We start from the raw sequence: 11,417 nt of genomic DNA, 5'->3' as shown, positions 1-11,417 counted from the left end.
GGCTTGCCCTTCTTGGTGGTCGCGCCGTTCCACCGCATCGTGACCAGACGCCCGCCGCGGGCGGAGCCTTGCGCCACGCCGAGCAGCGCGCCCATGCCGAGCCGCTCCATCGCCGCGGGCTCGAGCACATCGACCTCGACGCCGATGGTTTCGAGATCGCGCAGGCGCTCGGCGAAGCTCTCGGGGTACAGCACGTTCGGCGGCTCGCTGACGAGGTCGCGGGCGAAGAACACGCCTTCGACGATCGCCTCGTCCTTCTCGGCGCGCGCCTTCGCGGCCGCGGTGCCGTCCATCATGATTTCCACAGCCTGCAGCGTCGGCTTCTGCTCAGGCTTCAGCTTCGTCTTGTAGGAATCGAACCGGTAGGACGCGAGGCGCGCCCCCATCGCCGCATGCGCGCCGGCTTCGGCTTTCGAAACGGTCGGCAGCCCATCGGGCTGCAGCACCAGCTTCTCGGCTCCGGAGGTGAGCGTGCGTCTCACCGCGTGGCCCGCCCAGCGCTCGATCGTCATGCCGTCGGCGGCCTCGGGCTTGCCGACGCCGATCACCAGCACGCGGGCGAAGTCGACGCCCTCCGGCGCCAGAATGTCGGCCACATTCCCCACCGCGCCCGTGAAACGCCCCGCCTTCATTGCCTTGGCGATACGACCGCCGCTGACGGCGTCCAGCGCCTTGCCGGCGTCCAAGAGGTCGCCGCCCTCCACCGCCATGATCGCCACAACATCGCCGCCGCCGGCGGTCACAAAACGGATGTCCATGAATGTCCTCGAAACCGGTTCTCGGGAATTGCAGGCCAGCGCCCGCTTCAACCTCGGTTGGCGCAGTGGTAGCCATGCCGGAAGCAATTGAAAAGCTGACGGCTGGGCTTAGGGAACAGGGCGGCGCCCCAGGACCGCTGGCGCCGGCGCCGCTCGAAGGGACGCGATGAACACGGTTTCGGCCTACATCTTCCGCCAGGCGCTGGGACCGCTTCTGGCCATTCTGGGGGCGCTCGCGGCGATCGCCATCCTGACCCAAGGCCTCAACCAGCTCGACATCATCATCACCAACCGCCGCGCCGGCTGGGCCTTCGCCTGGGTGACGATCCTGGCGCTGCCGCAGCTCATTTCGCTGATCCTGCCGATGGCGGTGTTCATCGCCACCGTCTACGCGCTGAACCGCATGCAGGGCGAGAGCGAGATCGCCGTGCTCTACGGCGCCGGCGTTTCGCGACGGCGGATCGCGCGGCCGATCCTGCAATTGGCGACGCTCGCGGCGCTGGCGCATCTGGCGATCAACGTCGTCGTGCAGCCATGGTCGTTCACGGAACGACGAGAAACTCTGTTCGCGCTGCGCACCGACATCGCCTCGAGCCTAATCGAAGAAGGCTCGTTCACCTTCCCGGCGGAGAACCTGACGCTCTACGCACGCGAGCGCGGCGGCTCGGGCGAGCTGCGCGATCTGCTGATCAACGACGCCCGGCCCGAGTACCCGATCACATACACGGCTCGCGCGGGGGCAATTGTCACGATCGACGGCGCGCCGGCCGTCGTGATGCGCGATGGCCAGATTCAGAGGCAGACGGAAGAAGGCACAGTCGATGTGCTCGATTTCGACCGCTATGTGCTGCAGATGGGCACGGAGATGGTGGAGGAGCCGGGCTATTTCTTCCTCAAGGCGTCCGACCGCACGCTCTACGAACTCTTCTTTCCCGATCTCACGTCGCATTATGACCAGCGGAACGTGGACCAGTTCCTGGCTGAAGCGCATGCGCGGCTCTCGGCGCCGCTTCTCAACATCGCGCTCGCCATGGTCGCCCTTGCCGGCGTGCTGGTCGGCGAATTCAGCAGGCGCGGCTATGCGCGACGCATCATGATCGCCGCCGTCTGGGCGCTCGTGGTGCGGCTTGCGGCCTTGGCGATCCAGGCGGCCGCCGCGGAGGATCCTCAGCTCAACGCGTTGCAATATGCGCTGCCGATCATCGTGATTGTGGTCTGCGCCGTCATGCTCGGCGGCAAGCGGGCGCGCCGCAGGCGTCAGTCGCTCGGGCCTTCGGTGCTGACGGAGGCGCCGGCATGACGTTCCTGTTCTCGCGCCTCGGGCTCTACATCATTAGCCGCGTCGTCACCGGCGTCGCCGTGGCGCTGGTCGCAGTGCTGGCTTCGATCCTGCTGATCGACATGGTCGAGCAGATGCGCACGATCGGCGAAGACGTCAGCATGTTGGAGGCGTTCCGCCTCACGCTGCTGAAGACGCCGATGCTGGTCGAGCAAACGCTGCCGTTCGTGGTGCTGGCCGGCACGATGATGGCGATCGTGGGCCTCAACCGCTCCAGCGAACTTGTCGCGATTCGCGCCGCGGGCGTTTCGGCCTGGCGCTTTCTGGCGCCTTCGGCGTTCGTGGGCGCCGCGCTTGGCGTCTTCGCCATCACCTTGCTGAATCCGATCGGCGCGCAGTTCTACAAGGCCTTCGAGTCGGAGCGCGAAGATGCGCTTTCCGCGTTCGGCGCTCAGGCAGGCGAGAACGGCGTTTGGATTCGTCAAGGCGACCGGGAAGGCCAGGTCGTCATCCACGCTGACAGCGTGGACGCGAGCGGGACTGTGCTTCAGGGCGCCACCTTCATGTTCTTCGAGGCGCGCGACAACGCGCTGCGCTTCACCCGGCGGATGCGCGCGGAAACGGCCGAACTGAAACCCGGCTTCTGGCAGCTCACCAATCTTGTCGAGGCCGCGCCCGGCGGGCGCCCGCAACGGCACACCCATTTGGCGATTCCGACGAGTCTCGACGCCACGGAGCTGATCAACCGCTTCGTTACGCCTGCGACACTTTCGTTCTGGGAGCTGCCCGGTTTCATCCACGAAGCGCGCCAGGCGGGTTTTGCGCCGACCCGCTACGAACTTAAGTGGCAGAGCCTGTTGGCCTACCCGCTGTTGCTCGCCGTTATGGCGGGGCTCGGCGCGGCCTTTTCGCTGCAGCTGCAGCGGCTCGGCAATCTGGCCAAATGGGGCGCGATGGGGGTGGGGATCGGCCTCTTTCTCTTCTTCTACAGTCAGCTCGCCGGGGCGTTCGCGATGACCCAGACGGTGCCTGCTGCTGTCGCGGCCTGGAGCGCCCCGCTGGCCGGCATGTTCATCGCTCTGGCGATGGTTGCCTTCCTCGAAGACGGCTGATCCGCAACAGGGTGTGAAACAACTTCCCCCGTGCGGCGTCGGGCGCTGGACGCGTCCAGCCGCACCCGTCTAGGTAAATACTGGAGTCGCACAGAGGGATGCGGATGAGCCGTTCGGGGGAGATGGCTGGCCGGTCGGCCGAGCGGACGCCGTCCGGCTGGGCGGCGCTGGCCGCGGCGCTGGCCGTCAGCGTCAGCTCCACGGCCCTGGCCCAAACTCAGGCCCCCTCCGCGCCGGCGGCCCCCACCGAGCAGAGCGAAAACGTCCTGCTCGAAGCCGATGAACTGATCGACGATCAAGAGGCGCGTACGATCACGGCGCAAGGCGACGTGCAGGTCCGCTATCAGGGCCGCACGATGCGGTCCGACCGCCTCGTCTATGATCTCAACACCGGCTCGATCCGCGCCAGCGGCAATGTCCAGATCGCGCTGGAAGACGGCTCAGTCACGTACGCCGAGGAGATCGAAGCCGACGAAGCCATGAACGTCGGCGCCGCGCGCGAGCTGCGCGCGCGTTTGGGCGATTCAAGCACGCTCGCCGCACGCCAGGCGCTGCGCCACGGCGAAGGCCAGAGCGAGCTGCGCAACGTCATCTATACGAGCTGTCCGATCTGCGAATCGGGCGATCGGCCGCCTACATGGAGTCTGCGGGCGCGGCGCGCAGTGCAGAACCGCGACACGCGCACGATCTCGTATCAGGGCGCGGTGCTGGAAGTCGTCGGCGTGCCGGTGCTCTACATTCCGTACATCGCGCACCCCGATCCGACGATCGAGCGCGCCTCGGGTTTCCTGCCGCCGGATATCGGCCGCAACCGTCGGCTCGGCACCTTCTATGAGCAACCCTATTATTGGGCGATCTCGCCGTCTCAGGACCTGACCGCTTCGCTGAGGCTGCACGGCAACGTCAATCCGCTGATCGGCCTCGATTATCGCAAGCGCTTCTGGTCCGGCGAAATGTCGCTCGAGACCACCTTCACCGAAGAGCAATTGTTCGACGATGACGGGGACACGTTCGGCGACGAAGTCTTCCGCTGGAGCGCGTTCGGCGAAGGCCGCTTCGAGGTCAACGATTATTGGGATTGGGGCTTTGGCCTCGAACGCGCCTACGACGATCAATATCTGCGCCGCTACGATATCGACGGCGCCGGCGAGCGCCGCGGGCCGTATGTCGGTCAGGAATTGCGATTGCTGTCGCAACTGTTCGCGATCGGCCAGAGCGAAAACTCCTACAGCTCGATCGCCGCGATCAGCTTCCAGGGTTTGCGCACGCAGGACACGTCCGACCTGCTGCCGCTGATTCTTCCGTTCGCCGAGACCGATTACGTGCTGCGCGAGCCGGTGCTCGACGGCCAGGTTCGTCTGCAAGCGAACTCGGCCGTGCTGTCTCGCGATGACAATCCGCTGACCGCCGGGACGTTCGAGGGCAGCACCGGACGGGTCTCAGTGTCGGCCAGTTGGCGCCGCGACATGATCTTCGGACCGGGCATGGTGTTCAGCCCGTTCGCCCAGGCGCGCGGCGACGTCTATCAGATCGAAACCTCCGAGGACGAATACGAGACGTTCAATCGCGGCCTCGGGCTCGCCGGCGCCGAAGTGAGCTGGCCGTTCATGCGGCCGGGTGAGCGGTTTGATCTTATCGTCGAACCGGTGGTTATGGCCGCGATCGCGACGGATGACCCGCTCGCCCCGCTCGGCGTCAACGAAGACAGCCTCGCTTTCGAACTCGACGATTCCAACCTGTTCCGTCCGAACGCCGCGCCAAATTACGATCTCTGGGAACCCGGTGAGCGGGTCAGCGCCGGCGTGCGCACGACCGCCCGGGCCCACACCGGCGAAAGCGCCTCGCTGCTCTTCGGCCGTCGCTGGCGCGACGAGCAGGCCCCGGGCTTCACGCCGCAAAACAATCTCGACGGCGAGAACACTGACTGGGTGGCCGCCGGTCAGGTGGACCTTGGACGCAATTTCGGAGCCGAAGCGCGGGTTCGCCTGGAAGACGAGACCCTCGACATCCAGCGTGTCGACCTCGGCGTGCGCGGCGCCGTCGGCCGGTTCACCGGTTACGCCCGTTATTACCGCGTCGACGAGGCGCTGCAGTTCGAGCCGACCGACCCCAACGAGGAACTTACCACAAGCTTGGGCGTCGACCTGGCCCGCGGCTGGCGGATGCAGGCGTCACTGACCAGAGACCTCGATTCAGACATAAATCTGCGCCAGGACATCCGGGCCATTTACGAGGACGATTGCACCTTCCTCGAGATTTCCTACACCCGGCGGGAAACTCAGCTAGGCGCACTCGGACCGGATGAGGGTTTGCAGATCCGGATCGGACTGCGTTCGCTCGGGGTGTTCGGCGGAAGCTGAGGCGGAGCAGACGAGAAATGAACTGGAAGCATGTTTCCGCCGCCGCGGCGGTGCTGGCGGCGGCGCTGGGGGCGACCCCGGCCGTGGCGCAGAACGCCGAGGGCGTCGCCGCCATCGTCAACGATCACGTCATCTCCACGTTCGACGTGCGCCAACGCGCGACCTTGCTGCTGGTGTCCGCCGGCATCGACGCGACGCCGGAAATGCAGCAGCGCGCGCGCGCACAAGCGCTGCGCGATCTCGTCGACGAACGCCTGCAGCTGCAGGAGACGGCGAAGTTCGACATCACCGTCACACCCGACACGATCGACCGACGCCTGGCTGACATCGCCCGCCAGAACGAAACCACCGTCGAAGGTCTGGCGCAGTCGCTCGGCCGCGCCGGCGTCAACATTCGCACGCTGCGCACGCAGATTGAAGCCGATATTGCCTGGCAGCGGCTCATTTCCGGCATGTACGGCACGCGTGTTCGCGTTTCCGAAGTCGAAATCCGCGAAACGCAACAGCGCATCGCCGCCAACGCCACGCGGCCGCAATATCAGATTTCCGAAATCTTCCTGCCGGCCGAGACCGAGCAGGAATTTACCGAGATGCAGCAAGGCGCGATGCGCCTTTTGGAACACATGCAGCGCGGCGCGCCGTTCCCGGCGGTGGCGCGTCAGTTCTCCCAAGCGCCGTCGGCCGCGGCCGGCGGCGACATCGGCTGGATCGCCGCGCCCGAGCTGGCCCCCGAACTCCAGCCGATTGCTGAACAGCTGCAGCCTGGGCAGGTGTCGCTGCCCGTGCGCACGCAGACCGGCGTCTATATCATCGCCATGCGCGACCGCCGCGCCGGCGCCGATGCGGGCGCGACCTCGATCGTCTCGCTCCGCCAGATCAGCGCGCCGGCGGCGCGGCAAGCCGCACTCGAACGGGTGCAGCGCCGAATCGAAGGCTGCGGCAACCTCGATAACAGCATCTCCGGCGTCCAGGGCGCCGAGGTCGCCGATCTCGGCCAGACGCAAGAGTCCGAGCTTTCGCCGGCCATTCGCGACCGCATCAATGGCGTCGCGGTCGGACGCGCCTCACCGGTCATCGTCGACGGCGAGCGGGTGAACACGATCGTCGTCTGCGCCCGCGAAACCGGCGGCGGCGGCATCCCGGATCGCCAGCAGATCGAGGACCGGCTGCGCGAGCAGGAGCTGACGATGCTGTCGGAGCGCTATCTGCGCAACTTGCGCCGCGAAGCGACCATCATCAACCGCACGCAGTAAGGCGATGAAGCCGCTGGCCGTTTCGATGGGCGATCCCGCCGGGATCGGCCTCGAACTGGCCGCGCGCGTCTGGGCCGAGCGCGAGGGCGCGCCGCCCTTCTTCCTGGTCGGCGATCCAGACGCCTTCGCGCGCGCCAGCGCCCGCATCGGCGCGCCGAAACCTTCGCTCAACGTCGTCACCGAAGCCGCCGATGCCGCGGCGCAGGACGGCGCGCTCGACGTCCTGCACGTGCCGCTGGCGATGGAGGAAACGCCAGGCGCGCCGAACCCAGTCAACGCGCAGGCCAAGATCGAAGCGATCAAACAGGGCGTCGACGCCGTGCGCAGCGGCGGCGCCTCCGCCTTGGTGACACTGCCGATCGCCAAGGCCGTGCTGCACACCGCCGACTTCGGCTTCCCCGGCCACACCGAATTCATCGCGCACCTGACCGAAAAGGATGAATGGGCCGAAGAGCGCGGCCCTGTGATGCTGCTCGCGGGCGCGACCCTCAAGGTGGCGCTGGCGACGATCCACACGCCGCTGGCGCAGGCGCCGAAAGCGCTCACACGAGAGCGCATCGTCAAGGTCGGACGCGTGCTCGGTCAGGCGTTGCGGCGCGACTTTGGCGTCGACGCGCCGCGCATCGCGCTCTGCGGCCTCAACCCGCATGCGGGCGAGGACGGCCACATCGGACGCGAGGAGATCGAGACGATCAACCCGGCCGCCGCGCAGCTGCGTAGCGAAGGCTGGACTGTGAGCGACGCGCGCTCGGCCGACGCGCTCTTCCACGAAGACGCGCGCCGCGGCTACGACGGCGTAATCGCGCTCTATCACGACCAGGGTCTCATCCCGATCAAGACGCTGCACTTCTGGGACGCGGTGAACGTCACGCTGGGGCTGCCCATCGTCCGCACATCGCCCGATCACGGCACCGGCTTCGACATTGCCGGCAAAGGCGTTGCGCGCGCCGACAGCTTCCGCGCTGCGCTGAAGCTCGCCTGGGAGATGGCCGAGCGCCGTTCGCGCGCATGAACGCCGACGAGTTGCCGACGCTGCGTGACGAACTCGAGACGCATGGCCTGTGGGCCAATAAGGGCCTCGGCCAACACTTCCTGCTGGATCTCAACATCACCCGCCGCATCGCGCGCACCGCCGGCGATCTTGCCGGTCAGGCGGTGATCGAAGTCGGCCCCGGTCCCGGCGGCCTGACGCGCGCCTTGCTCGAAGCCGGCGCGCACGTCACCGCGATCGAAAAAGACGCGCGTTTCCTGCCGCTGCTGGACCCCTTGATCGAATGGAGCGGTGGCCGCCTCCGCATCGTTCATGGCGACGCGCTGGCGGCGGACGAGGAGAGGCTGCTGCATGAAGCGCCGGCGGCGGCGCGCATCATCTCCAACCTACCGTACAATGTCGGCACTCCGCTGCTGGTGAAGTGGCTCAAAGCCGGCGCCTGGCGCGGGGACATGACACTCATGTTCCAGAAGGAAGTGGCGCAGCGCATCGTCGCCAAGCCGGGCAGCGACGCCTACGGCCGTCTCGCCGTTCTGGCGCAGGCGCGCTGCGACGTGCGGCTCGAGTTCACGGTCCCGGCGCGCGCGTTCACGCCGCCGCCGAAGATCGCGTCGGCCATCGTGACGTTGAGGGACCGCGCCGATCCCTACCCGCATCTCGATGCTTTGGAGCGCGTCACCGCGGCCGCGTTCGGTCAGCGCCGCAAGATGCTCCGCGCGGCGCTGCGCGCGCTGACGCCGGATGCGGAAGACGTGTTGCGCGCGGCGGGTATCGAGCCGACCGCGCGCGCGGAAGAGATTGATCAGGCCGGCTTCCGCCGGCTCGCGGATGCTTGGCGCCAGCGCTCTAGCTGAGCTTGAACAGGCGTTTCAGCATTTCCCGCTGGTGATCCTGTCCGCCAAAGAAAATTGCGAGCACGCGGACGACATGTGCACTGTCATCGACGGTGAAGTAGTAAATCGCGCGATCCTTAGTGACACTGCGCATGCCGGGCAGCATGTCAGGATGCAGCGCATTTTCGAGCGCACGCAGTTCGGCTTTTACGCGCTCTATTCGCGCGCTGGCTCGATCGAATGCGCATTCGAGCGTGTCGCCAAAATGCATGTAACTTGCGAGCAGAAAGTCAAAAAGCGCATCAAGGTCGCGTTCGGCGGCAGCGCTGCGCTCGACGCTATACCTTTCGCGTTTGGCCAAGACACTGCTCTCGCTTGCGCTTCAGCATCGCGTCGATCTCGGCATCGCTTTCATCCATCGAGACAAACGGGCCCTGCGCGCGCTCCATCAACAGCGCCTTGAGTGCGGCGGCTTCGGCTTCCTTCGCCTCTGTCTCCAAGCGAAGCATCTCGAGGCCCTGCTGCAACACCGCGCTCAGGCTCGAATACCGGCCCTCCTCCACCAGCTTTCGGGCATAGGCCTCCTGGGCATCGGTCAGCGAGATCGAGGTCTTCACGGTCATGGTGTGACTAAGTAGCACCATGGCCGCCGTCGTCTAGGTCTGCCCTTCGCGCTCCGTCGCACGGAAACGTCGTGCGGTGGTAATTCGATCCCCAGCCGCGGAAGCCGCGCGCGTCGATGTGGAAGCGCACGCCGGCATAGATGCCGAGGCCGACATTCGCTTGCGCGCCGGCGGCGGCGTGGACGGGACAGAGCAGCTCGATCAGCCTCTCCCGCGTCAACGCCCGATTGAGCGGCACGAGATCGAGCGCCTGGTATTGCCTGTGCGCGCTCTGCGGCGCGCCGCGGATGCAGGCGTTGAACTCGGGCGCGCGATAGCCGGACACGACGCGCACCTCGCCGATCACGGGCCGCACATGATCGCGAATGAAAACGAGCGCCGGCACAATCCGCGACCATTCTTCTTCCGGCGGAATCCAAAAGCGCTCGGGGGCGCACTCGGGACGGAGCTGGTCGACCATCCAGAGCTGATAGGCTGGGACGACGTCGCCGACATTCGCCGCCTGCAGCTGCGCTTCGAACCGCGAAAACGCGGCGGCGCGCTCCGGCGTCGCCGCGACCCAGCGCTCGAAGTAAGCGCGATCGTCGACCAGGTCGCGCACGGCAAGGCACGACGCCAGCAGCAGCAGCGCGAGCGCGGCCAGCCAACGCACCGTCACACGCCCCGCTTCAGCCGCTCGACGTGCAGAGCGAGCCACATCTGCCGCTGCCGCTTCAACCGCTCGGCGGCGAGGATCTGCTTGATCTGCCCCAAGGTCTGTTCGAGCAGCGTGTTGACGAGCACGTAATCGTACTCCTCCCAGTGACTGATCTCGTCGAGCGAACGGGCCATGCGCCTTGCGATCACGTCTTCGCTGTCTTCGTTGCGCGCCCGCAGGCGCCGCTCCAATTCGGCCATCGACGGCGGCAGGATGAAGATGCCGACCACGTCCTGCGGCTCGGCCGCACGCAGCGCGCGCGCGCCCTGCCAATCGACGTCGAACAGCACGTCGCGGCCCTGGATCAGCATCGCTTCGACGGGCGCGCGCGGCGTGCCATAATGATTGCCGAACACCATCGCGTGCTCCAGAAACTCGCCCCGATCGGCCATTTCCTCGAACTGCTCGCGCTGCATGAACTTGTATTCGCGCCCGTCGACTTCGCTCGGCCGCGGCGGTCGCGTGGTGGCGGAAACCGAGAGCGACATGTTGTCGTCAGCTTCCAGCAGCTTCTTCGCGAGCGTCGATTTGCCGGCGCCGGACGGGCTCGACAGCACGAACATGAGGCCGCGCCGCGCGACGTTCTCATTCAACATTGGCGGCCTGCTCCTTGATCTGATCGACCACGGTCTTGAGATCGAGGCCGATACGCGTGAGTTCGAGATCGGCGGATTTCGAGCACAATGTGTTGGCCTCGCGCGTCAGTTCTTGGCTCAGGAAATCGAGCCTGCGGCCAGCGGGCTCGGGCTTGGTGATCAGCGCGCGCAGCTCGACCGCGTGCGCAGCAAGACGTTCGAGCTCCTCCTGCACGTCGGCGCGGGTCGCGGCGATCGCGGCCTCCTGGGCCACGCGTGCCGGATCGAGCTTGATCTCGGGCGAGAGCGCTTCGAGGCGCTGGCGGATGCGTTCGAGCGCTGCGGACGGGGCGGCGGCGGCCGATGCGCGTGCGGCGGCGATCAGCGCGTCCATGCGATCGGCGGCGTCGCTGAAGATCCCAGCGAGCGCGCGGCCTTCGGACTGGCGCGCCGCGGCAAGGCTTTCGAGCGCGATCGCGAAACCCGCGAGCAGCGCATCGTCGAAAGCCGCGCGCTCTTCCTCGCTCATCACCGCGGCTTCCTCGGTCTGCACCACGCCGCGCACGGCCAGCAACCCGTCCCAACGCGGCTTCTCGACCTTGCCCTCGCGCACCAGCGCCTCGCCGGCGCCGATCAGCCGCTCGACCAGGGCGAAGTCGATCTTCATCGGCGGCGGCGCAGCGAGATCCCGCGCGAGCGTCAACGTCGCCTGCAGCGAACCGCGCTTGAATTTGGCGCTCGCCGCCGCGCGCGCCGGCGGCTCGAGCGCGTCGAACCCTTGCGGCAAGCGCAGCTTCAGATCGAGCCCGCGCCCGTTGACGCTTCTGAGCTCCCAAATCCAACGATGGCCGGCGTGTTCGCCTTCAGCGCGGGCGAACCCTGTCATGCCCGAAATAGTCATTGAGGCTGCTTACAAGGGAATCGCACGCGGCGCAT

General features: G+C 66.9%; 12 protein-coding genes. 6 read left to right on the top strand and 6 right to left on the bottom strand.

All coding sequences use genetic code 11. From position 1 onward, the window contains the following. The coding region (locus VEA80_RS18615) for a M17 family peptidase N-terminal domain-containing protein (protein ID WP_325062291.1) at positions 1-758 on the bottom strand (758 nt) is incomplete at its 3' end. 166 nt (positions 759-924) lie between these two features. Here VEA80_RS18615 and VEA80_RS18610 point away from each other — a divergent pair. The 6 genes from VEA80_RS18610 (at position 925) to rsmA (ending at position 8,607) form a co-directional block, all read left to right on the top strand. Continuing rightward, entirely contained in the window at positions 925-2,058 is a 1,134-nt protein-coding gene (locus VEA80_RS18610; protein WP_325062290.1) for an LptF/LptG family permease, read from the top strand. Continuing rightward, on the top strand, positions 2,055-3,149 hold the full coding sequence (gene lptG / locus VEA80_RS18605; protein WP_325062289.1) for an LPS export ABC transporter permease LptG: 1,095 nt from the start codon (positions 2,055-2,057) through the stop codon (positions 3,147-3,149). The genes VEA80_RS18610 and lptG overlap by 4 nt, the downstream gene beginning before the upstream one ends. Positions 3,150-3,253: 104 nt before the next feature. Then, positions 3,254-5,509: an LPS-assembly protein LptD gene (locus VEA80_RS18600; protein WP_325062288.1), complete on the top strand. Its 2,256-nt coding sequence runs from the start codon at positions 3,254-3,256 to the stop codon at positions 5,507-5,509. Positions 5,510-5,526: 17 nt separating this feature from the next. Continuing rightward, positions 5,527-6,762 carry a peptidylprolyl isomerase gene (locus VEA80_RS18595; RefSeq protein ID WP_325062287.1) on the top strand — a complete coding sequence of 412 codons (1,236 nt, stop codon included), beginning with the start codon at positions 5,527-5,529 and terminating at the stop codon, positions 6,760-6,762. Between the two features lie 4 nt (positions 6,763-6,766). Further along, positions 6,767-7,774 carry a 4-hydroxythreonine-4-phosphate dehydrogenase PdxA gene (gene pdxA / locus VEA80_RS18590; protein ID WP_325062286.1) on the top strand — a complete coding sequence of 336 codons (1,008 nt, stop codon included), beginning with the start codon at positions 6,767-6,769 and terminating at the stop codon, positions 7,772-7,774. Continuing rightward, a complete protein-coding gene (gene rsmA / locus VEA80_RS18585) occupies positions 7,771-8,607 on the top strand; it encodes a 16S rRNA (adenine(1518)-N(6)/adenine(1519)-N(6))-dimethyltransferase RsmA (RefSeq protein ID WP_325062285.1) in 837 nt (278 codons plus the stop codon). Before pdxA ends, rsmA begins: the two co-directional genes overlap by 4 nt. Here rsmA and VEA80_RS18580 read toward each other — a convergent pair. From VEA80_RS18580 to VEA80_RS18560, 5 genes are read right to left on the bottom strand one after another with little or no spacing between them, the layout of a single operon-like run. Then, positions 8,600-8,947: a hypothetical protein gene (locus VEA80_RS18580; RefSeq protein ID WP_325062284.1), complete on the bottom strand. Its 348-nt coding sequence runs from the start codon at positions 8,945-8,947 to the stop codon at positions 8,600-8,602. The genes rsmA and VEA80_RS18580 overlap by 8 nt on opposite strands. After that, positions 8,925-9,209: a type II toxin-antitoxin system ParD family antitoxin gene (locus VEA80_RS18575; protein ID WP_325062283.1), complete on the bottom strand. Its 285-nt coding sequence runs from the start codon at positions 9,207-9,209 to the stop codon at positions 8,925-8,927. Before VEA80_RS18575 ends, VEA80_RS18580 begins: the two co-directional genes overlap by 23 nt. Before the next feature lie 7 nt (positions 9,210-9,216). Beyond that, a complete protein-coding gene (locus VEA80_RS18570) occupies positions 9,217-9,867 on the bottom strand; it encodes a D-Ala-D-Ala carboxypeptidase family metallohydrolase (RefSeq protein WP_325062282.1) in 651 nt (216 codons plus the stop codon). Then, a complete protein-coding gene (gmk, locus tag VEA80_RS18565) occupies positions 9,864-10,502 on the bottom strand; it encodes a guanylate kinase (protein ID WP_325062281.1) in 639 nt (212 codons plus the stop codon). Before gmk ends, VEA80_RS18570 begins: the two co-directional genes overlap by 4 nt. Continuing rightward, a complete protein-coding gene (locus VEA80_RS18560) occupies positions 10,492-11,382 on the bottom strand; it encodes a YicC/YloC family endoribonuclease (protein ID WP_325062280.1) in 891 nt (296 codons plus the stop codon). The genes gmk and VEA80_RS18560 overlap by 11 nt, the downstream gene beginning before the upstream one ends. Positions 11,383-11,417 lie beyond the last annotated feature (35 nt).

The sequence above is a fragment of the Vitreimonas sp. genome (assembly GCF_035627415.1).
Lineage (GTDB): Bacteria > Pseudomonadota > Alphaproteobacteria > Caulobacterales > Aquidulcibacteraceae > Vitreimonas.
Note: the sequence above shows the minus strand (reverse complement) of the source record. Positions and strands in the feature narration are given on the sequence as shown.

Coding starts and splice junctions, on each gene's coding strand:
- VEA80_RS18610 (WP_325062290.1), top strand. CDS start 925: ATGAACACGGTTTCGGCCTACATCTTCCGCCAGGCGCTGGGACCGCTT.
- lptG (WP_325062289.1), top strand. CDS start 2,055: ATGACGTTCCTGTTCTCGCGCCTCGGGCTCTACATCATTAGCCGCGTC.
- VEA80_RS18600 (WP_325062288.1), top strand. CDS start 3,254: ATGAGCCGTTCGGGGGAGATGGCTGGCCGGTCGGCCGAGCGGACGCCG.
- VEA80_RS18595 (WP_325062287.1), top strand. CDS start 5,527: ATGAACTGGAAGCATGTTTCCGCCGCCGCGGCGGTGCTGGCGGCGGCG.
- pdxA (WP_325062286.1), top strand. CDS start 6,767: ATGAAGCCGCTGGCCGTTTCGATGGGCGATCCCGCCGGGATCGGCCTC.
- rsmA (WP_325062285.1), top strand. CDS start 7,771: ATGAACGCCGACGAGTTGCCGACGCTGCGTGACGAACTCGAGACGCAT.
- VEA80_RS18575 (WP_325062283.1), bottom strand. CDS start 9,209: ATGACCGTGAAGACCTCGATCTCGCTGACCGATGCCCAGGAGGCCTAT.
- gmk (WP_325062281.1), bottom strand. CDS start 10,502: ATGTTGAATGAGAACGTCGCGCGGCGCGGCCTCATGTTCGTGCTGTCG.
- VEA80_RS18560 (WP_325062280.1), bottom strand. CDS start 11,382: ATGACTATTTCGGGCATGACAGGGTTCGCCCGCGCTGAAGGCGAACAC.